Source organism: Streptomyces sp. NPDC002784 (genome assembly GCF_053592135.1).
Window position 1 is genome coordinate 218,227 of sequence record NZ_JBSFVD010000005.1, and the last position, 24,839, is coordinate 243,065.

The window sequence follows — 24,839 nt, forward strand, 5'->3', positions numbered from 1 at the left end:
CCATACCAGGCGCGGAGCAGAGGTCCGCTCCCCAGCTCCGGACTCACCGGGCCGGATCAGATGCCTGTCCCCCGGCCGACCCATACCGGGCCGGGGCAGAGGCCTGCTTCCCGGCTGCCGGACTTACCGGGCTGGGGCAGACGCCTATTCCCCCGCAGCCCGACCCAACAGGCCGGAGCAGCGGTCTGCTCCCGTCCTCCGGGCTTACCGGGCCGGAGCAGCGGACTCCTCCCCGGCCGTCCGGCTCACCACCCCGGAGCGGACGTCTCCCTCGGCTGCCGGACTGCCCGGCCCGCGCGGACGTCAGCTTCGACTGCCAGGCCTGCCAGGCCCACCGAACCACCGGACCTGCCGAACGCCGGACCCGCCGGGCCTGCCGAACCCACCGAACCGCCGGGCCTGCCGAACCCACCGAACCGCCGGGCCTGCCGAACCGCGCCGGGCCTGCCGAGGCCACCGAACCTGCCATACCTGCCGGACCTGCCGGACCTGCCGGACCTGCCGGACCTGCCGGACCGCCGAGCCCACGGGACCTGCCGGGCCCGCCGCCCCTGTCGGTCCCGGCCGCTGAGTCGTGTCCCCTTCAGCGCAGCAGGCGGCGGGCCGTCAGGGCGAGGCTGATTTCCACCACGTCCAGGGGGCGGGCCAGGGAGCGGCCCGTGAGTTGTTCGCAGCGGCGCAGGCGGTTGAGGACGGTGTTGCGGTGGCAGTAGAGGCGTTCACCGGCGCGCTGGGCGGAGCCGTCGCAGGCCAGCCAGGCGGCCAGGGTGTCCAGCAGGACGTCCCGGTCGGCGGGTTCCAGGCGCAGCACCGGGCCGAGGACCTGGTCGGCGAGGGTCGCGCCGAGTTCGGGGCAGGAGACGACCAGGGCCTCGGGAAGGTGTTCCGTCAGCCGGATGGTGCCGCCCTGCTGCGGGCAGATGCTCAGCGCGAGATCCGCGAGGCGCCGGGCGTCACCCACGGCGGCCAGGCCGGTGACCACGCTGCCGACGCCGGCCTTGCTGCCCGGGGCCAGCTCCAGGCCCTCCAGCGGGTCGTCGTCGCCCTCCGGATCCTCGTCGCCGACCAGGACGATGCCGTAGTCCACTTCCACTCCTGTGTGCCAGTGCACGCGCGTGCTCGGCGGGACGGCGGAGGCGCGGGCGCCCGAGGGTCCCGGAGCCCGTCCGCCGGCGACCGCGACGACGACGTACCGGCCGTGTTCCGGCAGGCCCAGGCCCTCGGCGGTCTCGGGCAGATCGGCGATGCGGCTGGTGCCGTCGAGGAGGGCGGTCGCGAGCAGCCGTACCCGGTTCTCGCGCCGCCAGGCCAGTTGCCGCTCGGCCTGCCGGTAGGCGTCCGCGACGAGGGTGCAGTGCTCGTCGACGAAGTTCCACATGTCGGTCGCGACATGGACGAGCAGCCGTACGTCCTCGGGTGCCGTGCGGGAGGTCTCCTCCACCAGCCGCTGCCACACCAGGGACCCGCCCAGCCGGAACGCGTGCAGCAGGGCGTCCAGGGGCACGCCCTGCTCGGCCCGGCGCACGCCGATCTTCCACGAGCAGCGGCGTGCCGCGTCCCGGTTGCCGCGCGGGTCGAGCAGCGACAGCACGCTGTGCCGCAGCGAGCGGTGCACCTCCTGCCAGGTGCCCGCGTAGTCGCACTCCAGCGCGGTCCGGTAGGCGGTCTCCTGCTCCTGGATCAGACCCACCAGGTGTTCGGTGAGGTCCGGCAGGTCGTCGAGCAGGCTGCGCGCGGCCCGGTGCAGGACACGCAACGCGTCGGCGTCGATCAATGACCGGCCGCGCCGCCCGGTCCGCGGCTGCGGAACAGGCACCGGCCCGGTCCTGATCATCGCGCGTGTCCGTACGGCAGGATGCATCGCGGTCCTCCCACAAACCTCGGACTCCCGGCGGTGCGCCCGTGCCGGGAGACTCTGCGGTGTCCGGTCGCCCGCGTCGCCCGTACGGCGGCGGCGGCCGCCCGACTCGTCCTGCCGTGAAGGATGACATACCGTCCGGTCGGTCCCTAGGGTTGTGCACGTCTCTTTTTCCGCCCACCTCTCACAGATCCGCACGTCGGCCCTCACCGGCCTGTTGATCGATCATGCGGGCGAGCTCCATCCGGGACCGCACGCCGAGGGTGGCGAAGACGTTGCGCAAGTGGTAGTCGACCGTCCGGGTGCTGACCGCGAGGCGGAGCGCGACCTCCCGGTTGGTGGCGCCCTCGGCGACATGGCGGGCGATCCGCAGCTGCTGCGGCGTCAGCCGCGCCAGCCCGCCGCCCGCCGCCTCGCACCCGGCGGCCCCGTTGGCCCGCAGCTCCCCGCGCGTCTGCTCCGCCCAGGCCCGCGCCCCGCACCGCTCGAACCCCACCAGCGCTGCCCCGAGCCGCAGCCGCGCCTCCCGCAGCCGCCGCCGGCGCCGTAGCCACCGGCCGTGCAGCAGCTCGGTCCTGGCCCGCTCGAAGTCACCGCCGGTGCCGTCGTGCAGGGCCAGCGCCCGCAGGTACAGCTCGTCGGCCTCGTCCCCGGGCGCCAGCAGCGCACGGCAGCGGGCGAGCTGGGCGGGCGCGTGCGGATCGGCCCCCAGCGCGGCCCACGCGGCGAAATCCGCTACGACCGCCCGCGCGTCCTCGGGCCGCCCGGCCAGCACCGCCGCCTCCACGAAACAGGGCACCGCGAGCATCCAGACGGCGAAATGACCGCGCCGCACACCGGGCAGCACCAGCGGCCCGAGCCGGTCGGCGGCGTCGAGGGGACGGCCGCAGCCCAGGTCGTTGCGGGCCACCGCCCACTCCGCCAGCGTCGCCGCCTGGGCGAGGCCGTGCCGGCGGGCGGTGGCCAGCGCGGCCGTGGCGTGGCCCGCGACGGTGGCCGTCTCGCCGACGATCGACGCGGCCAGCGCCAGCATGGCCTGGTGGTGCGCGGCGGTGTTGCGCCGTCCGGCCCTGTAAGCGGTCCGCACCCCTTCCTCCGCGTGGGCGCGCGCCTGCGCGTGCCGCCCGGCGCGCAGTTCGGCGTAGGCGAGGTATTCCAGGGCCCGGGCCTGGAGGGACGGGGAGTCCCGGGCCACGGCGAGGGCACGGGCGCCGGCCCGGCGGGCGGCGACGACGTCCCCGAGCAGCAGGGCGGCCGTCGCGGAACGCAGCTGGTGCTCGGGCCGGTCGTCCTCGCGGTCGATCACGCGCCGCAGCGGTCCCACCGCCAGGTCGGGGCGCAGCTCCAGCAGGGCCCGCATCCCGGCGCGGTAGTCGCCGAGGACCGAACCGGCCTCGGCCGGCTCCTCCAGGACCTTCAGGCAGGCGGCCACGTCGCCGCCCGCCCAGGCCGCGTCCACGGCGGCCAGCCGCGCGGCCTCCGCCTGCTCCGGCTCCTCGGCCGCCAGCAAGGACGCGGCCACCAGCAGGGTCTCCCGGGCGTCATCGACGGGCCCATCGGCCAACTGCGCCCTTCCACGGGCGAGTTCGGCTCGTCCGCGCTGTGTCGCCCGCACGCTCCTGTCACCGGTCATTCACGCGAGGTTACTTGCGCGTAACGCCGGACGGAAGCCGTCCGCGGATTCCGCTTCCCGCCCGGATCGGCGGTGTGACCTGCGGTTCGGCGCGATACGGGCGGTGAACGGACTGTGCCGCCGCCCAGAGTTTCCGGGCGGCGGCCGTGCGGGGGCACAAGGTCATCCGTTGTGCGGGCAGTTGCCCCGGTACTCCTCGATGGTCAGGCTCGGCCGCGGCAGCGGGCAGAGGAACTGCTCGTAGCGGGTGTCGTTGTCGATGAACCGCTTGAGCCAGGAAATGCTGTACTTCGCGATCGTCGTGTTCGACGAGTTGGGCGTGAAGTGCGTGGCGTTGTTCAGCTCCAGGTAGGCACGGTCCAGGCCGGACGACAGGCTGTTGTAGAACGGCTCGGCGTGGCTGGAGACCGAAGCGACCGTGTCGCCGTCGGCACCGACGATGAGGGTGGGTGTGGTCAGCTCGGGCCAGGTCTTGTCGGTGTTCCACGGCGTCAGCGGGATCGCCGCCTGCAGCGAGGGACGGGTCTTGGCGGCTTCCAGGCTGCCGCCGCCGCCCATGGAGTGGCCCATGACGCCGAGCCGGGTGCTGTCGACGCGAGCGCGCACCGAGCTGCGCTGCGTCAGGTAGTCGAGCGCGGCGAGGAGCTGGCGGCCCCGGGAGTCGGGCTGGTCGACGGTGGAGTTGGTGTCGATGGTGAACACCACGAAGCCCTGCGAGGCCAGGCGCGGGCCCAGCCAGGCGATCGAGGACTCGTAGGCGGTGAAGCCGGGCGAGATCGCCACGGCGCCGAAGGTGCCGTCGCTGGTACTGGTCGGGTAGTAGATCGTGCCGCCGCCGAACCCGGTGACGCTGAGGGAGGAGACGGACGTCTGGGAGACGGAGTACGGGCCGCGCGACGCCTCGATGCTGGCGTTGGTCGGCGCGGGGCCGCGCTCGTAGGGGTTGTCCGCCGCGTGGGCGCCGGGTCCGGCGAGGGTGCCGAGTGAGAGAACCGCGGCGAGTGCCGTGGCGGCCGCGGCGAGTCTTCCGGTCCTGCGGGGCTGGACGTGGGGGTGGACCTGCACGAGGGGTGGTCCTCTCTGTCGTGGCGGACGGCTGGCTGGGGAGTAGCCAGGGACCGCCGTTGGGCTGGCGGTGCCACTGTGGGCGCCCGGCCCGGCGCCGGGGACCGGCAAGTTCACCGGTCTCGTGCGCCCGGTTCCGGCCGTGCCGGGCGCGGGCCGGGTTGCTCCGGGCCCGGGTCGGTGTGAAACGCTCGATCGTCAACCGTGACGGCAGCGTGGAGAGGCGACGGTATGCGCATCGGACTGCTCGGCACCGGCCCGTGGGCGCAGCTGGCCCACGCCCCGGCGCTCGGCGAGCACACGGAGGTGGACTTCGTCGGGGTATGGGGCCGCCGCCCGGACGCGGCGAAGGATCTCGCCGCCCGCCATGACATCCGGGCCTACGACGACGTCGACGCGCTCCTCGCCGACGTGGACGCGGTCGCCGTCGCCCTGCCGCCGGCCGTGCAGGCGGAGCTGGCGGTGCGGGCCGCGCGGGCGGGGTGCCATCTGCTGCTGGACAAGCCGCTGGCGACGACGGTCGGGCAGGGGCGGGCGGTGGTCGAGGCGGCCGAGGCGGCCGGGGTCGCGTCGGTGGTGTTCTTCACCACCCGGTTCCAGTCGGAGACCGAGGAGTGGATCACCCGACAGGCCGCGGCGCAGGGCTGGTTCACGGCGCACGCGCAGTGGCTGGGCGCGGTGTTCAGCGGTGGCGACAGCCCGTTCGCGAACTCGCCGTGGCGGCGGGAGAAGGGCGCCCTGTGGGACGTAGGACCGCATGCCCTGTCCGTACTGCTGCCGGTCCTGGGCGATGTGCGGCAGGTGACCGCGGCCGCGCACGGGCCCGGTGACACCGCGCATCTGGTCCTCGGCCACGCCGGGGGCGCGTCGAGCACGCTGACGCTGAGCCTGACCGCGCCGTCGGCGGCCTCCGGGGCGGCCGTGGAACTGCGCGGCGAGGCCGGGGTGACGCGTCTTCCGGCGAGCACGCGGGGGGTGGTACCGGCCTTCGTCCGGGCGACCGACGCCCTGCTCGCCGCCGCCCGCGCCGGGCGCCCGCACCCGTGCGACGCGGCGTTCGGCCTGCGCGTGACCGAGATCCTCGCGCAGGCCGACGCCCTGCTGAACGACGGCGGCTGAGACCGGCCCCTCACTCCTCGAACGGCTCGTCGCTCCACCGGAACCAGGCCCGGTCCCCCTCGATGTGCAGCAGGAACTCGGCCACGGGTCCGTCGGGAGAGGAGAGGGAGACGCGTCTGCGGATCTCGTCGTAGGCCGCCTCCCACTCCTCCACGTCCTCGTCGACCCGCGCCACCAGGGCGAGTTCGCGGGCGAAGAGGTCACGCACGGAGGCATAGCCGGGACCCGGGGTGAAGCGTCCCGACAGCCACGGGAAGTCGGCCTCGTCGATCGCGATCTCGCCCACCGGTTCGTCACCGCTGCGGATGTGCCACACCGTGCCGTCGAATCCCACCGTGCCTCCGTACGCCGTCACTGTCAGTGCCGGATCAGCATGTCATCCGGCACTGACAGTCAGCTTGCCTGGGCGGTCGCGCCGGGGATGTGGAAGTTGATCCGCTCCCGCACCACCGGGTGGCCGGCCTTGGTGAAGTTCGCGGCCATCGGGAAGTTCCCCTGGTCGGTGGCGCCGCTGATGAACTCGGCGCCCTGCTCGACCAGGAAGTGCGTGCACTCCACGAGCAGGTCGTAGGCGTAGCCGTGGCCGCGGTGTTCCGGCAGGACGCCGATGAAGCCGATGACGGGCGAGGTCTGGTTGCGGGCCGGGATGTGGATGCCCACGGGCTCGCCCTCCGCAGTGCGCGCGATCTGCCACCACTCGCGCGGCGAGGGGCACCAGCGGAAGAAGTCCAGTTCCTCCTGGGCGGCTTGATCGAGGCCGCCCTCCTTGATGGCCTTGAGGGCATGGGCGTCCAGCGTGGCCGAGTGGATGCGGCGCAGCGCGTCGAAGAACACGGCGTCGTCGGGCTCGGGGGTGAAGACGAGCCGTCCGGGCCGCTCGGGCAGCCCGCACTCCGGCGTCCACCGGTACAGGTACCGCTCGACCAGGAGGTCGTAGCCGGCGGCGCGGGCGGCGGCGAACGCGGTGTCGGCGGCGGGGCGCACGGCCGGGTCCTCCCGCCAGCCGGCGGGCAGGTTGAGCTCCAGCTCGACCTGCCACGGGGCGGAGCGCAGGAGTTCGGCGCCCGCCTCCTCCTCCCCCTCGGCCACGTCGAACCAGTTGACGAGCATCGGCTCCGCGTCGTCGGGGCCACCCCACCAGGCGCCGCGCGCGACGACCCGGCCGTCGCGCAGGGCCACCCGCTTCCAGTCGGGCCGGTGCACGGTGGTGCGGTGTGCCTCGCTCGCGCCCAGCGGGTCGGGCAGGGCGTCGAACAGGTGGGCGTCGCTCTCGTCGAGCGTACGGATGACCAGATCGGTCATGGGGATTCCTCCGGGATACAGGCTGCGAAGAGCGCTCCCGGTCGGATCACACGAAGCACGCCGGGACAGCGGTGAGGGGAGCGCTGGAGTAGGTGAACTGCACGGCACTCGCCTCCTTCCGTCGTCTCAAGGCGTGATGATCACACCGTAGGGGGTCTTCCACGGGTGCGTCCACACCTTTCGGGGACCGGGCGCGATTAGGGTCTGCGGCATGACCGACAACTCCCTGCGCTCCGTCACCGTCGAGCGGACCGCCACCGGCCACTTCACCGCCGTCAACGCCCGTGGCGGCACCGTCGAGTTCGGCACCGAGGGCGCCGGCTTCACCCCGGTGGAGCTGCTGCTCGCCGCGATCGGCGGCTGCACCATGGCCGACGTCGACGTCGCCACCACCCGGCACGCGGAGCCCGACCGGTTCACGGTCACGGTGACCGGCCACAAGGTCAGCGACGACCGGGGCAACCGGCTGACCGACCTGGAGGTCACCTTCTCCGTCGCCTTCCCCGCCGGCGCGGGCGGCGACCGCGCACGCGCGATCCTCCCCCGGGCGGTGAAGACCTCCCACGACCGGCTCTGCACGGTCAGCCGCACCATCGAGGCGGGTACGCCGGTCACCGCCAGGGTCGAGGACGCCTGACCGGGAAATCCCGTTGCGGTGGCCCGACTCGCCCCCGACCCTTTCCGCATGCCCTATGTCGTACGACCGGCCGGCCTCACCGACGCGCCCGCCATCACCGAGCTGCTGAACCAGGTCGACCTGATCGAGATCGGCCGCCCCGAGACCGACCAGCACACCGTCGAGGCGGATCTCCGGCATTCCGAGGCCGATCTCTCGCGGAACTCCTGGCTGGCCTTCCACGAGGGCCGGTTGGTGGCCTACGGGCTGCTGTGGGACGAGTCGGGCGGCGACCGCATCGACATCGACCACTACGTGCTGCCCGACCACCAGGAGGCCGGGCAGCGGCTGTTCGAGGCGATGGAGGCCAGGGCGCCGGCCAAGGCCCGGGAGAACGGCGCGGAGCGGGCCGTGGTCCATCTCCACCTCAACATCGAGCCCACCCTGGACACCGCGCTGATCGAGAAGCGCGGCTGGTCCGTCGTACGGCGCCATCACGTGCTGCGCCGCCCGGTGGATCCCGCCGAGGACCGCACCCCGCAGCCGCCGCCCGGAGTACGGTTGCGGGCCTGCGCCGACGAGGCGGACCGCAGGCGCGTCCACGCCCTCTACCAGGCCACCTTCGCCGACCACTTCGACTTCCACCCCCGCGCCTACGAGCAGTGGCTGCACGACGTGGACGCCGAAGGGCTCGACTGGTCCCTGGTGTGGATCGCGAGCACCGAGGAGCACGGGGATGCCGGTTTCCTGCTGGCCCGCGACGACCGTGAGGCCATGGGCTGGATCCGCGGCATCGGCGTCCTGCGCGAGGCCCGCGCCCGTGGCCTCGGCGGCCTGCTCCTGCGCCACGCGTTCGCCGCGTTCGCCGCCCGCGGCCGGGACACGGTGGGACTCGGCGTGGACACCGGCAACACCACGGGGGCGCCCGGCCTGTACGCCCGCCACGGGATGACGGTGCACTACGCGGTGGACACGTGGGAGACGGTCCTGACCTCTCAATAGACCCGCTGACCTGTCAGTAGACCCGCTGACCTCTCAATAGACCCGCTGACCTGTCAGTAGACCCGCTGACCTCTCAATAGACCCGGACGGGATAGTGCGGGTCCTCCCAGCGAGCCCCAGCGAGCGGGACCGGCGAGCCCCAGCAGCCTTACGCGGTGCAGGAGTTCGTCGGTGCCGTCCAGGGAGCGCAGGCGGTCGGGGGCGTACCGCACCAGCCAGGCGATGAGTTCGGCGCGCAGCGTGTCCTCATCGTCCCAGGTCTGCCAGGGCAGCTCGTCCCCCAGCTGCCAGTGGCCCCGTGCGAAGGAGCGGCCGACCTCGTACATGCCGAACATCGGCTCGATCCGGCCGGCGACCAGCTCCCTGGCGAACTGCGGCAGGATGCGGCGCAGGACCGCCCCGTGGTCACTCCAGTCGGGGGCGTCCCAGGTGCGGCGCAACAGGTCCGGGTCGAGCTCCCTGCCGGGGGTCTTCAGGAGGGCGAGTTCGTCGTCGCTGCCCCAGTGGCAGGTGCACTGTGTCTCGTCGCTCCGGGCCGTCATGCCGCGGAAGGTGTGGGTCAGGTCGTCCAGGGCTCGGTCGAGTCGGAGCCGTGCGTCGTCGAGGGTCATGGTCGTCGGCAGCCTCAGGGGGACTCCGGTGGCTTCCGCCCGCCGAAGATCGCGACCCTACCTCCTTGAGCGGCCCTCGGTGCAGGTTCCGGCTGACGCCGGCCGCGTGCCGGGAGCCGCTCTACCCGCATAGCACCCCGCTCCGATCACTACGTCCGGTCCCGGTCGACGGCTCCTCCGGATGCACGGCGCGCCAAGGCGTTGAATGGTGATAGCGGACCCCTTGCGCGCGAGCGCCGGGAACCGCACCGAGTGATCCGGACCCGAGGAGCAGATCATGCCGACGTCACAGCCCGCGTCCGGGCCGTCCGAGGACCGCACCACCCCGGACGCCCTGCTCCACACCCGCACCGGCACCGAAGTGTCGCCGGAGGACCTGGTCCTTGCCTCGGGCAAGGACATCACCCCGCACAATCTGGAATGGGCCAAGCGGAAGCTGGCGGCGGAAGGACCCGCGGCCCTCGACAAGATCCTCCCCTGAGCGAACGCAGACCTCGGAAAAGCCCAGCCGGGTCCGGGCACCGCCCGGACCCGCGAACCCGCCACGGTTCCACGGCTGCCGCAGCGGCTGGGCGCCCCTCGGCGTCGGTGGCCCGCGCGCCGAGGACGTACTACTCGCCCGGCGTCGCGGTCAGGCGCACCGCCGGCGCCGCCACGCCCAGCGACGATCTCCGGTCCGGCCTCCTGCGGGCCGCACCCGTCGTCCGCGAGCGACCTCGACCCGCGTACCGGCCCCCAGCCGGACCACGCTCTGTTGGAACCCGGTGAACGGGGCGTCGACGACCCGGATCTCCCGCAGCCACTTCACGAGGGCCATGCCGTACCGGCCGGGCACGACCAGGCGCAGCGGCCACCCGTGCTGCGGGGGCAGCGGAGCCCCGTTCATGGCGTACGGGACCCCCCACGTCCAGGGGCAGGGCGCGCTGATAGTCCTGCTCGACCCCGCGCTCGACTCCGTGCTCGACGCCGGTGAACACCCCCTCGACGGCACCGGCACCGGCACCGGTCCCGACTCCGGCCTCGGCCGGCAGCAGCCGCAGCGGCACCCCGGTCCACTCGGCCGTCCCGGCCGGCCGGGCGGGCGCGCTCACGGCACCGAGTCGGGCACCCAGGGGGCCCTCGTCCCGCCGCCGGGGCGCCCCGGCTCGCCGGGGCCGGGCGCGCGGCCAACCTCCCTGCTCCGGTGGCGTGTTCGCCGTCCGCCCTTTCGGAAACGGTCTTGCGGCTGCCAGACTCCCAAGGGTGCCCGACTTCGACATGCTCGTCCTCGGATCCGGTCCGGGCGGCCAGAAGGCCGCCATCGCCGCGGCCAAGCTGGGCCGCCGGGTGGCCGTCATCGACCGCCCCGACATGGTCGGTGGGGTCTCCATCCACACCGGAACCATCCCCTCCAAGACCTTGCGCGAGGCGGTGCTGTACCTCACCGGCCTCACCCAGCGCGATCTGTACGGCCAGAGTTACCGCCTGAAGGAGGACATCACCGTCTCCGACCTGATCTCGCGCACCCAGCACGTGGTGGGCCGCGAGGTCGACGTCATCCGCAGCCAGCTGTCCCGCAACCAGGTCGCCCTGTTCGCCGGCACGGGCCGGTTCGTCGACGATCACACGGTCGCCCTGCGCGAGGTGACCGGGCAGGAACGCCTGCTCAGCGCCGAGCACATCGTGATCGCCACCGGCACCCGGCCCGCCCGGCCCGCCAGCGTCGAGTTCGACGGGCGCACGATCATGGACTCGGACAATGTTCTCGCCCTGGAACGGGTGCCACGCTCGATGGTGATCGTCGGCGCGGGGGTCATCGGCATGGAGTACGCCTCCATGTTCGCCGCCCTCGGCAGCAAGATCACCGTGGTGGAGAAGCGCGCCGGGATGCTCGACATGTGCGACGTCGAGATCGTGGAGTCGCTCAAGTACCACCTGCGGGACCTGGCGGTGACGTTCCGGTTCGGGGAGACGGTCGCCGCGGTGGAGCGGCACCCCCGCGGCACGCTCACCGTCCTGGAGAGCGGCAAGAAGATCCCCGCCGACGCGGTGATGTACTCCGCGGGCCGGCAGGGCCTCACCGACGAACTCGACCTCGACAAGGCCGGCCTCTCGGCCGATCCGCGCGGCCGGATCACGGTCGACGAGCACTACCGCACCGAGGTGCCGCACATCTACGCCGTCGGCGACGTGATCGGCTTCCCGGCCCTCGCGGCGACCTCGATGGAGCAGGGCCGCAGCGCCGCGTACCACGCCTTCGGTGAGCCGGTCGGCCGGATGCACCACCTGCAGCCGATCGGCATCTACACCATCCCGGAGATCAGCTTCGTGGGCCGTACCGAGGACCGGCTCACCGAGGACCGGGTGCCGTTCGAGGTGGGCATCTCCCGCTACCGCGAGCTGGCCCGCGGGCAGATCATCGGCGACTCGCACGGCATGCTGAAGCTGCTGGTCTCCCCCGAGGACCGCACGCTGCTCGGCGTGCACTGCTTCGGCTCCGGGGCGACCGAGCTGATCCACATCGGCCAGTCGGTGATGGGCTGCGGGGGCACCGTCGACTATCTGGTCGACGCGGTGTTCAACTACCCGACGCTCGCCGAGTCCTACAAGGTCGCCGCCCTCGACGCGACCAACCGGCTCCGGCACGTCGACCAAATGGGCGAGTAGCCGCGGGGCGCCGGGCCCCGCGTCCGCCTGACGGGACCGTCCGTCCCGTCAGGTGGTCCCGTCCTCCTCGTCCGGCAGCAGGGTGTCGTCCTCGACGATGTGCATGGCGGCCTCCTCGGCGCCAGCGGCTCCGCCGTCCACGCCCCGGTCGAAGGCCACCTCCTCCTTGGTGGCGACGCCGTGCGCCCCCTCGTCGGGGGCGACCAGCCGGCCGGCCCGTTCGCCGCCAGCCTCGGGGTCGACGGGCTCACCCTCGCCGTCGGGCGTGTCGCCCACGCCGTCACCGACCGGCGGGGACACGTCGGGCACCTCCCGGGCGAGCCGGTCGTCGAGGCTCTCGCCCTCCTGCTGCTCGGCCGCGGTGGTCCCGTGCGCGGTGACGCCGAGGGGCTTCTCCGGCGGCGAGTAGCCCTCGTCGAGGGTGTCGTCGTAGGTCCGCTCGTCCACCGCGTTCTGCAGGTCCAGGGGCGCGGCGTCCTCCTGCTCCTCGTTGCCGCCGGTGGGCTGGTAGGCGTCGTCCGCCATCGGCTCGGGGGTGCTGCGGTCGGTGCCCATGCGTACCTCCTGGGTTCCCTCGTGTGCGCTGGTTCCTCTCCAGTGCTCTCCTGTCGCGTTTCCCGTTCCGCGCGAGCCAACCACCAGGCGTGTCCTGGGCGGTCGGCGGGGACGGCTATCATCACTCATCACTTGCACACGGTGTGATCGTCTGCCGACTCTGCGGCTGCACGAGCGCCACCGCTCGCTGGTTTTCGCCGCCCCGCGGCCGAGGTCGTCCTCGTCCGGCCGGGGCGGGTGCGTCCCCCCACACCCCCACATACGCCGTCCGGGCCCGTCGCCGTCCCGGCGGCGTGCACGACGGAAAGCAGCACAGGCCATGAGCAACAACAGGGGCAGAGGACTCCAGCCAGGGGCCCTCGGTACGTTCGACACGGTGGTGATGGCCGTCGCGGGCAGCGCTCCGGCGTACTCGCTCGCCGCGACCACCGCGGTCCTGGTCGGTGCGGTGGGGACGGCCAGTCCGGCCGCGCTGCTGTACTGCGCGATCCCCATGCTCGGCATCGCGCTGGCCTTCAGCTACCTGGGGCGCATCGATGTGAACGCGGGCGCCAGTTACTCCTGGGTGGGGCGAACTCTCCATCCCTTCCTGGGATTTCTCAGCGGCTGGGCGCTGGTGGTGTCGGCGACCATCTTCATGGTGGCCGGTTCGCTGCCCGCCGGGTCGATGACGCTCGCCCTGTTCGACGCCGAACTCGCCGCGAACACCGCGCTGTCCACGGTGGTGGGCGCGGGCTGGTTCCTGCTGATGCTGCTGGTGGTGCTGGGCGGCGCCCGGCTCACCGTCCGCGCGCAGCTCATCATGTCCGGCGTCGAACTCGCCCTGCTCGCCCTGTTCGCGGTGCTCGCCGTCCTCCACACCGGCAACGCCCGCGCCTTCGACTGGTCCTGGCTCGGCCTCGGCCACTTCGACGGCGTGTCGGGCTTCGCCTCGGGCGCGCTGATCGCCGCGTTCTACTACTGGGGCTGGGACGTCACCAGCAACCTCAGCGAGGAGACCCGCAACAGCCGTCGTACGGCCGGATTCGCCGGCCTGATCGGGCTCGGGGTGGTCTTCCTGCTGTTCGAGGTGTTCACGATCGCGGTGAACGTCGTCCTCTCCTCGGACCGGATCCGGTCCGACGAGGCCAACGTGCTGGCCGTCCTCGGCGAGGAGATCTGGCCGGGCTGGGGCGGCCGGCTGCTGATCGTCGCGGTGATGCTGTCCACGGTCGCCACCCTGGAGACCACGCTCATCCAGGTCACCCGCTCACTGTTCGCGATGGGCCGCGACCGCACGATGCCCGCCGCGCTGGGCAAGGTGCACCCCACGTGGAACACGCCCTGGGTGGCCGTCGCCGTGGTGGGCGCGGTGGCGCTGGCGATGTTCGTCGCCTCCAACGCGCTCGGCTCGGTCGGTGAGATCCTCTCCGACGCGATCTCGGCGATCGGTCTGCAGATCGCCGTCTACTACGGCCTGACCGGCATCGCGGTGGTGGTCGCGTACCGCAAGATGCTGCTGAAGTCCCCGGCCAACTTCGTCTTCGGCGGGGTGTGGCCGCTGTTCGGCGCCCTGTTCATGTTCTGGGTGTTCCTGGAGTCCCTCGCCGAACTGTCCCCCGCCGCGATCGCGATCGGCATCGGCGGGCTGGCGGCCGGACTGGTCCCGATGCTCTGGTACTGGCGCCGGGGCAGCGACTACTACCGGCCCGCGAAGCTCGACGCCTCCCACACGATCGCGTCCGACTACGTTCCCGCGGGCCGCCCGCCCGAGCATGACCGCGTCCACGAGGGCCTGCCCACCGACTTCTGAGGGGCCCGTGATGGCGCGAGACCGGTTCACCTTCGACTTCGACCCCGCCTGCGGGGACGCGCCCCTGACCGCCGCCCGCCAGGACATCGTCATCGGACGCTGGCAGGGGCTGCGCGACCTGCTGCGGACCACCGGACCCGACTGGCTCTCCCGGGGCCACCGGGTGCGCACCCTGGCGCAGGCCTGCGCGGACAGTTCGGCGATGGAGTCCTGGCTGGCGGCCGAGCCGGACAGCGCCGACGCGCTGGTGCTGCGGGCGGCCACCGAGACGGCCCGGGCGTTCACCGTGGCCATCGCCGCGGGCCGGGGCGTCCCCATCGACCAGCACCGCATCGACCTGGCCGTACGGGCGTGTCTGCGGGCCGCCGAGGCGTACCCGGAGGATCCCACGCCGTGGATCTCGCTGATCTCGGTGGCGCGTCTGTACCCGTCCGGGGTGGGGCGGCGGGAACTGGCGCTCTGGTGGGACGAGTTGCACCGGCGCGACCCGTACAGCGTGGAGGGGCACCTTCAGGTGCTGCACTACTACTCGGCGCGCTGGCACGGCACGCACGGCCTGATGTACGACTTCGCGCGCGACGCCGCCGGTGCGGCCTCGCCGGGCTGCCCGCTGCCGGTCCTGGTCCAGTACGCCCGCGTCGAGGAGTACCGCCACGCCCTGGACACCGCCCACGGCCAGTCCGCCGCCATGGGCCTCGGCCAGCACTGGGACCACGACGGCGCGGTCGGCGACGTACGGCGCACCTGGGAACGCTGGATCATGGGCCGCCGCACCTCGGCAGCGGTCGTCCCCGGTGAACTGCGCGACCTGCACTGCCTCGCCCATGCCGCCTGTCTCGCGGGGCTGCCCGACATGGGCGGCGCGCTGCTGCGGATGGCGGGGCGGCGGGCGACCCGCACCCCGTGGTCGTACACCGGTGACCCGGTCAGGCAACTGACCAAATGGCACAAGGAAATGACGCCGAAGGACTGACCTCAGGCGGTGCCGGTCGGCCCGCCGGGGCGGCTGGTGCGCTGCTCGACCATCTCACGGCTCAGCTCCTCCGTCTCGGACTCGCCCAGCCGCTCGAAGCCGTCCTCCGTGATGACCGAAACGATGGGGTAGATACGGCGGTTGAGGTCCGGGCCGCCGGTCGCGGAGTCGTCGTCTGCCGCGTCGTACAGGGCGTGGAGCGCCGCCAGGGACGCCTCGCGGCGGGACATGCCCCGGTGGAACAGCTTCTTCAACGCGCCCCGCGCGTAAGGGGACCCGGACCCCTCGGCGTGGAAGTCCCGCTTCTCGTACAGTCCTCCGGCGATGTCGAAGCTGAAGATGCGCCCGCGCTCTCCTTCCGGCTTCGACGGGTCGTAGCCGGTGAGGAGGGGGACGACGGCCAGTCCCTGCATGGCCTGTCCGAGGTTCTCGCGGATCATGCCCGCCAGGCGGCGCGCCTTGGCGTTGAGGGTCATCGGGGTGCCCTCGATCTTCTCGAAGTGGGTGAGCTCCACCTGGTAGAGCTTGACCATGTCGAGCGCGAGACCGACGGTCCCGGCGAAGGCGACGGCGCTGAGATCGTCCGCCGGATGCACCTTCTCCAGGTCGCGCTGGGCGATGAGGTTGCCCATGGTGGCCCGCCGGTCCCCGGCGATCAGCACGCCGTCGCGGTAGGCGAGGGCCAGCACGGTGGTGCCGTGCGGCACCTGGCCGGGTGCGGTCCGGACGCCGTCCGGCAGGACCCGGCGGGTGATCAGCAGCTCCGGGCGGTGGGCCGCGAGGAACTCCGTGAAGGAGGACGACCCCGGGGTGAAGAACTCCTCACCCAGTCCCCCGCCGTACTCGCCCTGCGTCATCCGTCTCCCCCTCGTCCGCCGCCGACAACGGGAGTCCTACCTGAACCTCCCGCACCGGAAACTCCGTGCGGGTCACAGGGCCTTGCGCCGGATCAGCACCCCGAGCACCAGCAGTCCCGGCAGCAGCGGCAGCCACATGGTCAGCAGCCGGTATCCGAGGACGGCGGAGGCTGCCCCGGCCGCGGGCGCCCCGGCCGCGGTGAGGGCGAGGGCGAGGGCGGCGTCGAGGGAGCCGAGGCCGCCGGGCGTGGGCAGCAGGACGGCCGCGCTGCTGGCGGCGAGGTAGAGCAACGCCACTCGCAGCGGCGGCTGTTGCAGGTCGACGGCCTGGGTGACGGAGATCAGCACCACGCAGTGCAGTACGGCGAAGGCGAGCGAGCCGCCCCACAGCGCCGCCGCCCGCTGGGGCCGGGCGTGCACGGCCCTGATGTCGGCGAGGGCCGGGCCGAGGAGGCGCCGGCGGCGTCGGCGCAGCGGCCCGGCCAGCAGCGCGACGACGCCGAGGGCGCCGGCCGCCGCGGCGAGGACGGCCGGGGAGACCTCCGGAGCCCGCAGCACGCCCGGGCAGGCCACGGTGAGCGAGGCGATCAGGACGGCCCGGACGATCACGCCGGCGGCGCCCTTGACGGCCACGCCGGTGGCCGCGCGGGCGGCCGGCAGTCCGCGGCGCATGAGGAAGCGCAGGTTGACCGCGCCCGCGCCGAGTCCGGCGGGCAGCACGTGGTTGGCGGCCGAGGCGGCGAACTGCGCGGCGACGAGCCGCCCCGGGGGCAGCCGCTCGGGCACGGCGCCCTGCTGGGCGAGGGCGGCGCACAGCCAGGTGCCGATCGCGGCGGTCCCGGCCACCAGCAGCCAGCCCTGGTCGGCCACGGCGAGCCGCACCGCTCCGGTCTCCAGGACCGGCCAGTGCCGCCGGGCGAGCCAGATCGCGACGACGAGGACGGTGAGGCTGAGCGCGGTGTGCCCGTAGGCGGCCCGTCTGCGGGTGGGGACGGCGGGCAGGGGCTCGGGGGTCATGCGGTGCCGCCCGCGCGCGGCGAGGGCGCGATCCGGACGTCCACCGCGTCGAGCCGGTGCAGCTGCCAGCCGCGGGCGTAGGCGGGCGGCCGGCCGCCGGGCACGCTGAGGACGGCGACCGGTTCCCGGCGTGCGGTGGCCAGGATCTGCGCGGTGGTGGTGTTGGCGTTGTTGCCGCGGATCGCGCCGGAGGAGCAGCCGGCGTAGTAGGCGAGCGGGATCGCCTCGTGCCCGGTGAGCAGACAGGGCGGGCGCACGCCCAGGCCGTGCAGCGCGTCGGCGGTCCTGGCCCAGGCGCGGCGGTCGGCGGCGGTGCGGTCGGCGGTGCGGTCCAGGACGACGTACTGCACCGCGAGATGCCCGGCGAGGCCGACGGCGAGCAGGGACACGGCGACCGGCCGCCATCGCCCGTCCGGCGCGGTGACCAGGTGCAGCAGGGCGTCGGCGACGGGGACGGCCAGCAGGGCGTACGCGGGCAGCAGGAAGCGGGGAGCCGCGTACCCGATGAGGAACAGGTACGGCAGGGCGGCGGTGGCGGCGCAGGCGAGCGGGATCAGGGTGCGTGCGGTGCGCCGGGCCCGTACGGCGATCACCAGCCCGAGGACGGCGAGCAGCGGCAGCAGGAACCACCACGCGGTGATCACCGGGTGGGGCAGGGAGCCGGTGCACGGCCGGCACAGGGTACGTCCGATCAGCCCGCGCATCTGGTCGTCGACGGCGAAGTGCCACCCGAGGCCGCCCTGGACCCGGGATGCCTCGGCCAGCCGCTCGCGCAGGCCGCCGTAGGACGTGTACGCCTCGGCCACCCAGGGGAGGGCACCGGCCACGAGGCCCGCGGCGGTGACGAGGCCGAGCCGCCAGTGCCGTACGGCCGCGGCGGCGGCCAGCAGCGGGAGGGCGACCCAGACGGCGTCGGTCGGGCGCATCACCGCCATGAGCGCGGCGCCGGCCGCCACGCCCCACAGGGCCCGCCGGTCGGGGCGGTCCGCGGCACGGGCGCGCAGGAAGCAGCCGACGGCGAGGAGGGCGCCGAGGGCGACCCAGAGGTTGGGCATGGCCTGGGGGGCGTAGAAGAGGGTCACCCACAGGGAGGCGAACAGGGCGCCGGCGGCGGCCAGGACGCGGGCCGGGAAGAGCCCTCGCCAGGCGTGCAGGGCGAGGAAGAGGACGGCGCCGGAGAGCACGGCGAGATACACCCGCAGCAGGCCGGTGGACGACGACCAGGAGGCGATCGGGGCCACCAGGAGGGAGACGCCGCGGGCGCGGGGGGCGCTGAAGAAGGCGGGCGGGGCCTGGTCGCCGACCTGGCTGACGTAGACCGCCTCGTCCCAGCCGAGGCCCATGGACGGCGGGACGAGGAGGAGTTGAGCGGCGGTGAAGGCACCGGAGACGGCCGCGAGCAGGGCGGTGCCGCGCATCCACCGCGACCTGCCGGACACGGCCGCCGTGTGGCGTCGCCCCCTGCCGACGAGCAGGGCGTTGGTGCCGTGGGCCATCGTCCACCCCTTACCGCTACGCGTCGTAGGGCTGCTACGACCCCACAGCCCGGCGGGCCGGAGCAGGCAGCCAGGGAAACGGAGAAAACAGGGACAAACTAACGCCGTGATGGCGGGAGCGCAGCGCCGGGTTCGGCCAGGTGCGCGGCCCGGTCCCGGCCACCTCTCACGGCCCGGCCCCGGACACCCCTCACGCCCCATGGCACGCCTCCTTTCCCCTCCACCATGGCTACTGCCCCGTCGGGCGCGAGTCATCGGCGACGGGCCGCGTCCGGTGACCCGCGAATGGCAGACTCCTCGCGTGCCGCAGACATTCGACGACCTCCTCGCCCGGGCCCGCTCGCTGACGTCCCGCGGCCACCGCGCGATCCTCGGCATCGCGGGCAGCCCCGGATCGGGCAAGACGACGCTCGCCGAGCACCTCGTACGGGAACTGAACGGCCCGGGGGCGCCCTGGGCCGCCCATGTCCCCATGGACGGCTTCCACCTCGCCGACGCCGAACTGGACCGGCTCGGCCTGCGCGACCGCAAGGGCGCACCCGACACCTTCGACGCGGCGGGGTACGCGGCGCTGCTGCGGCGCCTGCGCGAGGAGACGGACGAGGACGTGGTGTACGCCCCGGGGTTCGAACGGGTCCTGGAACAGCCGGTCGCGGGCATGATCCCGGTACCGCCGACGGCCCGCCTGGTGGTGACCGAGGGCAACTACCTCCTGCTGGGCACGGGCTCCTGGGCCCGGGTACGTCCGCAGCTGGACGAGGTGTGGTTCTGCGAGCCGGACGAGGACGAACGGCTGCGCCGTCTGATCGCCCGCCACGAGGAGTTCGGCAAGAGCCACCAGGAAGCGGTGGCCTGGGTGCTGCGGACGGACCAGCGGAACGCCGAATTGGTGGAGGGGACCCGGGGCCGGGCGGATCTGGTGGTTCCGGTCGAGGCGATGCCGAGGGTGGACGCGGACGCCTGAGACGCCCCGCGCGAGGGGTGGCGTGCGTCCCAACCTTCGATCCAAAACCTCCCATATGCGGACATTTCAACCTGCCGGAGCCTCGTGTGAGCCAAACTGCAACACAACTGATGGCCGCCCTGGGTACATACTGGGAAGCAATGACAAAGCATGCTGCTCCGAAGCGTCATCTGCCCACCAGCCCTTTCAAGGCCCCGGTGGCACCGGCTCCCAAGCACTTCGCCGTGGGTGACCAGGTCACTCACGACGTCTACGGCCTCGGCCGGGTGATCGGCATCGAGGACGGAATCGCGGCCCTCGTGGATTTCGGCTCCGCGCAAATGCGGATCTTGAGCCCCTACTCCAAGATGACCAAGCTCTAGGACCGCCGTGCACCAACACGGCACGCCAGGCCCCTCCGGGGACCTGTACCGAAAGAGAGACCTCTCATCGACCTGACCTCGCTGTTCTCCTCGCTGGAAGGGCAGACCCGCAGCTCCACCGCAGCACTGCCCCCTCCCACGACCAATCCCTTCCAGTCCCCGGACTTCGGGGAGGACGAGACCGCGCAGCTCACGGATGCCCAGGCACCCGAACCGGGCATGCGCGGGGCGGGGACCGAGGCAGCCTGAGCTCCACCGGTTCTCCCGCTCCACGAGGCAGCCCCAGGCCCTACGGTCTGGGGCTTCTCATATGCGCCGAGGCAGTCCCCCGTACGGCCCAGGCCCGCAGAGGCGATGACGGCCCCGGCGGGAAGGACGGAACATCGCGTCGGACGAGAAATCGCTCGGCGAGCTGAACCGCGACCGGCCACGTGCCGTATCCCTCCACGGACGCGGTGACCAACCCGGCGGCGAGAGCTGATGCACAGTGGGCGGATGATGGCACGCCAGCTCCTGGAGACCCGCCCGGCGGCCCATGAGCCGCCGCCCACGGCCCGTCGGCCCTGGCTCGTGCCGCTCCTGGTGACCGTCCTGCTCGCCCAGATGGCCGTCGCGATGGTGACGACGGCCGTGCGGCAGACGCCGACCATCGACGAACCGGTCTACGTGGGCACGGCCGCCGTCTACCTCCACGAGCACAGCCTGCGTCTCAACCCGGAACACCCCCCGCTGGGGAAGCTGGTCGTGGCGGCCGGGGTGGCGCTCGCCGACCCGCGCCACGACGCGTCCTTCAAGGGCGACCAGGGTGAGGTCGGGCGGCATCTGCTGTACGAGTCGGGCAACGACCCCTGGCGGCTGATGCTGCTCGCGCGCCTGCCGGTGATCGTGCTGACGCTGCTGTTCGGGCTGGTGGTGTTCGCCTTCGCCCGGGAACTGGCGGGGGCGGCGGCAGCGCTGACCGCGCTGGCCCTGTACTGCTTCTCCCCCGACCTCATCGCCCACGGCTCACTGGCCACGCTGGACGTACCGGCGGCGGGCTTCCTGCTGACGTCGGTGTGGCTGCTGTGGCGGGCGCGCCTGCGGCCACGGCTGTACCTCCCCCTCGCCGGAGCGGCCCTCGGGGCGGCGCTGGCCACGAAGATGAGCGCGCTGCCCGCGGTACCGGTGCTGACGGCTCTCGCGGCGGTGTCCGTGTGGGGTGCGGCGTCGGAGCCCCGGCGGCGGCGCGTGGCGCTCGGGCGGGCCGTGGGGGGCGCGGGGGTCGTGCTGCTGGCCGCGGTGGCCGTCGTGTGGGCCGCGTACCTGGTGGTCGATCCGCGGCTGCGCTGGGCGCCCGAGCAGCCCGTGCCCGCCGTGCACGGGCTGCGGGGCCTGGTCGTCGAACTGCTGCCGTTCCCGGAGGCGTACCGGGACGGGATGCGGATCCAGTTCGCCTTCGAGAACCAGCGGTGGCAGGGGTTCCTGTTCGGGCGGCTCTACACCGGCTCGCTCTGGTACTACCTGCCGGCCGCGCTGCTGGTGAAGACCCCGCTCGGCATGCTGGCGTTGTGGGCCGCGGGCGCGGTGGCGGTCGTCGCGGTACGGCGGTTGCGGCCCGCGGCGCCGTATCTGCTCGTGCCGACGGCGGTGTTGCTGGCCGCGGCCATGCAGGGGTCGCGGGACTTCGGGACGCGGTACGCCGTGTTCGTGCCCATGTTCCTGGCGGTGGCGGCGGGTTGTGTGCCGGTGATGGGAAGCGGCCGGGTGCGGGTGCGCGCGGCGGTGATGACGGCGGTCGCGGTGGTGTTCGTGGCGGTCAGCTCGCTGCGGGCGTTTCCCTACTATCTGCCGTACTCCAATGAGGCGTTCGGCGGGCCGGCCAAGACGCATCTGCGGCTGCACGACGCCGCCGTGGACTGGGGGCAGGATCTGGGGCGGCTGGCGGACCGGCTGCGTGAGCGGTACCGGGGCGAGCGGATCTGGCTCGTGTACAAGGGCAGCGGTGTGCCGTCGTACTACGGCATCGAGGCGACCGATCCGCGGACGGTGCCCCCTCGGGAGGTCCGCGGGCTGCTGGTCGTGTCGGACTCGTCGGTGGCCAAGGCGACCGGCCGGCTCGCCGAGTTGATCGGCAGCGGTCGTCCGATCGACACGGTTGGTCATTCGATCACCATTTACCGCCGATGAGCATGGTGATCGATCCGGCTCGTCCCGCGCATCCGTCGCCCCGCATGCGCCTTCCGCTTCCCCGGTGCCCGCTTCCAACCTCCTGGCCAGCACAGTGTGTGAGCTATGTTGAGGCACTGTGGAAGACAAAGGAGGCGCACCGGTGCCATCGCCGCAGCAGGCACGCGCACAGGCATCCGCGATCACCTCGGGGAAAACCGGCGCAGAGGCGGAGGCATCCCCGACTTCCCAGCTCAGAGCCCTCTTCGACGGCCCTCATCTGTCCCCGGGACAGCGGCGCGTCGCCCAGTACCTGATCGAGAACATCACCGAGGCCGCGTTCTTGTCGATCACCGATCTCGCCGAGCGGGTCGGGGTCAGCCAGCCCTCGGTCACCCGCTTCGCCGGGGCGGTCGGCTTCAGCGGTTACCCGGCGCTACGGGAGAAGCTCCAGTCGATCGCGCTCGGCGCCCTGGCCGGGGGCGCGGCCGAGGAGAACGGCAGCAACGAACTCCAGGCGGCCGTCGACGCCGAGATCGACAACCTGGAGAACCTGCGGCGCGACTTCGGCAACCCCGACCAGGTGATCGAGGTCGGCCGCGAGCTGTCCCGCTCGACCCCGCTGACCCTGCTGGGCCTGCGCATCTCGGCGTCCCTCGCCGAGTACTTCGCCTACGCGGCGCGCCGCATCCACCCCGACGTCCGGCTGGTGACCCGGGGCGGCAGCGTCGCCTACGACGCGCTGCTCCAGTCGCGCGAGGCGGGCGGCACCTGGGTACTGGCGTTCTCGATGCCGCGGCACGCGCAGGAGACGCTCACGGCCGTGCGGGTGGCGCGCAGCGCGGGGCTGCGGATCGCGCTCGTCACCGACCTGGCGCTCGGCCCGGTGGCCGACGCGGCCGACGTCGTCTTCGCCACCGGCACCGGATCACGGCTCGTCTTCGACTCCTACGCCGCGCCCGGCGTGATGGCCGCCGCGCTGCTCCAGGCCATGACCGACGCCGACCCGGAGCGCACCCAGGCCCGGCTGGAGGAGTACGAGCAGATCTCCGACCAGCACCAGTTCTTCCTCCGGGACTGACCGGGCCCACGGCCCACGGGCCTCCCCGACGGCCCTCGCCAAACCGTGCCACAGGGGCCGCAGCCACCCCTTTTCGAGCATGAATGTTTTCATACGTCTTGCAAAGCGGACGGCATATATAAATACTGCTCCACGCCGCACCGCCCGCGGCAAGCCGATGGTCCGCTCCGCGCACGTCACCCCATCCGCCGTGCGCACGCCGTCAGCCCCGCGGGCTCCGCGACGGGCACCCGCAGCCGCCGTCTCCTACCCGCGTCGGCGCCCAGGGTGCTCGGCCGGGCGGTCCCGGTCATCCCCTAGGCCGGGGCCGCCCCGACCTCGTCGGACCACCCTCACGACGCCGCACACCGGAAGCGATCACCATGACCCTGATGACCACGCGGATCACGTCGGACTGGCCCTGCCAGGTCAAGATGCCCGGCACCTACGACTGGGAGCGCTCGGCCGCCAAGTGGCTGCGCGAACTGGTGCCGGCCCGCTACGCCAGCTACCCCGCGCTGATCCGCCACCCCGTGCTGCTCGCCCGCCATGCCCAGCTCCAGGTCCAGCAGGAGATCCGGGTCGCCCGCACCGCGCTGCAGACCGCGCGCGCCGACCTTCCCGCCCTGGGCATGCCGGAGTCGGTCATCGAGCACACGATCAAGCTGTACGCGGCGGAGGTCATGCAGCTGCAGCACATCGCGCGCAGCGTGCGGGCGGTTTCCCAGGCCCTGGCCGAGCGGCGCTGACGTCCGGGCGCGGTCAGTCGTCGTGGCGGTGCCGCCAGTACCAGACGGCACCCACGACGACGGCCAGCAGGAAGACGACGGGCAGCACCAGGCCCGGGATGCGGGAGCCGTTCATCGGCAGGGCCTTCGGGTCGGAGCGGGCCGGGCGCCGGGTGCGCGGGGCCCGCTGCCCATGCTGACGCCCGCCGCTCTTTGGGCCGCGCCGTTTTCCGTACCCCTTGCCCGGCGTTCGAGGGGGCCGGCCGGGGCGCGTCAGTTTCCGAACGCCGCCGTGCGGGACTCCAGTGCGAGGCGGGTGTCGTCGCCGTACACGCCGGTCTCGTCGCCGCGGATGCCGTACCAGACTGGAAGCGGGCCACGGCCCGGGTGAGGCCGGCGTCGTAGCGGCCGGTGGTGGGGCCGGGGGCGTAGACGTCCGGGACGGTCCGCAGGCGCTGCTGGAGCTCGGTGACCTCGGGGCCGGTGTCGCCCTCGCGAAGGGTGCCGGGGCCGTCGGGGTCGGGGGCGGCCGAGAGGGAGGCGGCGGGGGGCTGTGCCGCGGCCGGGGGTGACGGGGGCGCGGCGCTACTGTCCTGGCGGTCGTCCTGGTCGTGCGGCAGGACGAGGGCGCTGCCGAAGCCGATCAGGGCCGCGGCGGTCAGGGCCGCCGCGACGGCGGCTCGGGGCAGGGGGCGCCGGGAGCGTCGCGGGGTGCCGGGGCCGGCGGGGACGGGCGGCAGTTCCTGGGTGTCGTCCTCGGAGCCGCAGGGCGGGGAGACGGTCTCGGAGCCGCAGGGCGGGGCGACGGTCTCGTAGTCGGCGGGGTCGCGGCCCGGCTCGCGGAACAGCTCGGCGAGGGTGTCGGTGCGGCGGGGGCGCAGGACTCGGGCCGGTTCCAGGGGTGAGCCGTTGTGCTCCACGGTTCGCTTCCTTCCGTCCCGTGAGCGGGGGCGACAGCACTGCGCCGAGTGATACGGGAGGGCCGCCTCCGAGGTTCACCCGACCCCGGCCCGTAAAGCGATCGGAACGCTCAATTCA

The 24,839-nt window shown here is 73.2% G+C and carries 22 protein-coding genes and 2 pseudogenes; 12 read left to right on the forward strand and 12 right to left on the reverse strand.

The annotated features are described in order from the left end of the window. Positions 1–583: 583 nt before the first annotated feature. The 3 genes and pseudogenes from ACWD1Z_RS13040 to bdeA form a co-directional block, all read right to left on the reverse strand. Positions 584–1,861, reverse strand: coding sequence for a PucR family transcriptional regulator (locus ACWD1Z_RS13040; protein ID WP_451118160.1), 1,278 nt, complete (start codon positions 1,859–1,861; stop codon positions 584–586). Between the two features lie 181 nt (positions 1,862–2,042). Next, a pseudogene (locus ACWD1Z_RS13045) lies at positions 2,043–3,458 on the reverse strand (helix-turn-helix transcriptional regulator); the annotation flags it as partial. 195 nt (positions 3,459–3,653) lie between these two features. Next, positions 3,654–4,556 (reverse strand): bis(hydroxyethyl) terephthalate hydrolase, encoded by a 903-nt coding sequence (gene bdeA / locus ACWD1Z_RS13050; RefSeq protein WP_451118162.1) that lies wholly within the window; start codon positions 4,554–4,556, stop codon positions 3,654–3,656. A gap of 231 nt (positions 4,557–4,787) precedes the next feature. Between bdeA and ACWD1Z_RS13055 the strand changes: the two genes are divergently transcribed. Beyond that, positions 4,788–5,675, forward strand: coding sequence for a Gfo/Idh/MocA family protein (locus ACWD1Z_RS13055; protein ID WP_451118164.1), 888 nt, complete (start codon positions 4,788–4,790; stop codon positions 5,673–5,675). Positions 5,676–5,685: 10 nt separating this feature from the next. Here ACWD1Z_RS13055 and ACWD1Z_RS13060 read toward each other — a convergent pair whose 3' ends face one another. Continuing rightward, positions 5,686–6,009 (reverse strand): hypothetical protein, encoded by a 324-nt coding sequence (locus tag ACWD1Z_RS13060; protein WP_451118165.1) that lies wholly within the window; start codon positions 6,007–6,009, stop codon positions 5,686–5,688. 59 nt (positions 6,010–6,068) lie between these two features. After that, positions 6,069–6,977 carry a GNAT family N-acetyltransferase gene (locus ACWD1Z_RS13065; RefSeq protein WP_451118167.1) on the reverse strand — a complete coding sequence of 303 codons (909 nt, stop codon included), beginning with the start codon at positions 6,975–6,977 and terminating at the stop codon, positions 6,069–6,071. Between the two features lie 211 nt (positions 6,978–7,188). On the opposite strand from ACWD1Z_RS13065, the gene ACWD1Z_RS13070 reads away from it, so the two are divergent. Both ACWD1Z_RS13070 and ACWD1Z_RS13075 read left to right on the forward strand, forming a co-directional pair. Then, positions 7,189–7,614 carry an OsmC family protein gene (locus tag ACWD1Z_RS13070; RefSeq protein WP_451118169.1) on the forward strand — a complete coding sequence of 142 codons (426 nt, stop codon included), beginning with the start codon at positions 7,189–7,191 and terminating at the stop codon, positions 7,612–7,614. A 48-nt stretch (positions 7,615–7,662) separates the two neighbouring features. Beyond that, on the forward strand, positions 7,663–8,595 hold the full coding sequence (locus ACWD1Z_RS13075) for a GNAT family N-acetyltransferase (protein ID WP_451118170.1): 933 nt from the start codon (positions 7,663–7,665) through the stop codon (positions 8,593–8,595). Between the two features lie 53 nt (positions 8,596–8,648). Here ACWD1Z_RS13075 and ACWD1Z_RS13080 read toward each other — a convergent pair whose 3' ends face one another. Next, on the reverse strand, positions 8,649–9,206 hold the full coding sequence (locus tag ACWD1Z_RS13080) for a hypothetical protein (RefSeq protein WP_451118172.1): 558 nt from the start codon (positions 9,204–9,206) through the stop codon (positions 8,649–8,651). A 277-nt stretch (positions 9,207–9,483) separates the two neighbouring features. Between ACWD1Z_RS13080 and ACWD1Z_RS13085 the strand changes: the two genes are divergently transcribed. After that, positions 9,484–9,687 carry a hypothetical protein gene (locus tag ACWD1Z_RS13085; protein WP_389417191.1) on the forward strand — a complete coding sequence of 68 codons (204 nt, stop codon included), beginning with the start codon at positions 9,484–9,486 and terminating at the stop codon, positions 9,685–9,687. A 150-nt stretch (positions 9,688–9,837) separates the two neighbouring features. Here the strand turns inward: ACWD1Z_RS13085 and ACWD1Z_RS13090 are convergent, their stop codons facing one another. Further along, entirely contained in the window at positions 9,838–10,092 is a 255-nt protein-coding gene (locus ACWD1Z_RS13090) for a molybdopterin-dependent oxidoreductase (protein ID WP_451118174.1), read from the reverse strand. Between the two features lie 356 nt (positions 10,093–10,448). Between ACWD1Z_RS13090 and sthA the strand changes: the two genes are divergently transcribed. Next, on the forward strand, positions 10,449–11,852 hold the full coding sequence (sthA, locus tag ACWD1Z_RS13095) for a Si-specific NAD(P)(+) transhydrogenase (protein ID WP_451118176.1): 1,404 nt from the start codon (positions 10,449–10,451) through the stop codon (positions 11,850–11,852). A 48-nt stretch (positions 11,853–11,900) separates the two neighbouring features. On the opposite strand, the gene ACWD1Z_RS13100 is transcribed toward sthA, so the two are convergent. Beyond that, complete coding sequence (locus tag ACWD1Z_RS13100) at positions 11,901–12,407, reverse strand: DUF5709 domain-containing protein (RefSeq protein WP_451118178.1); 507 nt, start codon at positions 12,405–12,407, stop codon at positions 11,901–11,903. 319 nt (positions 12,408–12,726) lie between these two features. On the opposite strand from ACWD1Z_RS13100, the gene ACWD1Z_RS13105 reads away from it, so the two are divergent. After that, positions 12,727–14,199 (forward strand): APC family permease, encoded by a 1,473-nt coding sequence (locus tag ACWD1Z_RS13105; RefSeq protein ID WP_451118180.1) that lies wholly within the window; start codon positions 12,727–12,729, stop codon positions 14,197–14,199. Positions 14,200–14,209: 10 nt separating this feature from the next. Next, entirely contained in the window at positions 14,210–15,172 is a 963-nt protein-coding gene (locus ACWD1Z_RS13110) for a hypothetical protein (protein WP_451118181.1), read from the forward strand. A 2-nt stretch (positions 15,173–15,174) separates the two neighbouring features. Here ACWD1Z_RS13110 and prcB read toward each other — a convergent pair whose 3' ends face one another. From prcB to ACWD1Z_RS13125, 3 genes are all read right to left on the reverse strand, one after another. Then, on the reverse strand, positions 15,175–16,029 hold the full coding sequence (gene prcB, locus ACWD1Z_RS13115) for a proteasome subunit beta (RefSeq protein ID WP_451118183.1): 855 nt from the start codon (positions 16,027–16,029) through the stop codon (positions 15,175–15,177). A 72-nt stretch (positions 16,030–16,101) separates the two neighbouring features. Then, the gene (locus tag ACWD1Z_RS13120; protein ID WP_451118185.1) at positions 16,102–17,046 is read right to left on the reverse strand and encodes a lysylphosphatidylglycerol synthase domain-containing protein; all 945 of its coding nucleotides are present in this window, start codon (positions 17,044–17,046) and stop codon (positions 16,102–16,104) included. Next, complete coding sequence (locus ACWD1Z_RS13125; protein WP_451118187.1) at positions 17,043–18,542, reverse strand: hypothetical protein; 1,500 nt, start codon at positions 18,540–18,542, stop codon at positions 17,043–17,045. Before ACWD1Z_RS13125 ends, ACWD1Z_RS13120 begins: the two co-directional genes overlap by 4 nt. Positions 18,543–18,843: 301 nt before the next feature. On the opposite strand from ACWD1Z_RS13125, the gene ACWD1Z_RS13130 reads away from it, so the two are divergent. The 5 genes from ACWD1Z_RS13130 to ACWD1Z_RS13150 all read left to right on the forward strand — a co-directional run bounded on the left by ACWD1Z_RS13130 (position 18,844) and on the right by ACWD1Z_RS13150 (position 23,822). Next, positions 18,844–19,506, forward strand: a complete 663-nt coding sequence (locus ACWD1Z_RS13130; RefSeq protein ID WP_451118189.1) for a nucleoside/nucleotide kinase family protein — start codon at positions 18,844–18,846, stop codon at positions 19,504–19,506. A gap of 140 nt (positions 19,507–19,646) precedes the next feature. Beyond that, the gene (locus ACWD1Z_RS13135; RefSeq protein WP_250071676.1) at positions 19,647–19,868 is read left to right on the forward strand and encodes a CarD family transcriptional regulator; all 222 of its coding nucleotides are present in this window, start codon (positions 19,647–19,649) and stop codon (positions 19,866–19,868) included. A 495-nt stretch (positions 19,869–20,363) separates the two neighbouring features. Beyond that, on the forward strand, positions 20,364–22,034 hold the full coding sequence (locus ACWD1Z_RS13140) for a phospholipid carrier-dependent glycosyltransferase (protein WP_451118191.1): 1,671 nt from the start codon (positions 20,364–20,366) through the stop codon (positions 22,032–22,034). 142 nt (positions 22,035–22,176) lie between these two features. Further along, entirely contained in the window at positions 22,177–23,094 is a 918-nt protein-coding gene (locus tag ACWD1Z_RS13145) for a MurR/RpiR family transcriptional regulator (RefSeq protein ID WP_451118193.1), read from the forward strand. 362 nt (positions 23,095–23,456) lie between these two features. Continuing rightward, on the forward strand, positions 23,457–23,822 hold the full coding sequence (locus tag ACWD1Z_RS13150) for a hypothetical protein (protein WP_451118195.1): 366 nt from the start codon (positions 23,457–23,459) through the stop codon (positions 23,820–23,822). A 252-nt stretch (positions 23,823–24,074) separates the two neighbouring features. Here ACWD1Z_RS13150 and ACWD1Z_RS13155 read toward each other — a convergent pair. Then, a pseudogene (locus ACWD1Z_RS13155) lies at positions 24,075–24,721 on the reverse strand (peptidoglycan-binding domain-containing protein). Positions 24,722–24,839: the final 118 nt, after the last annotated feature.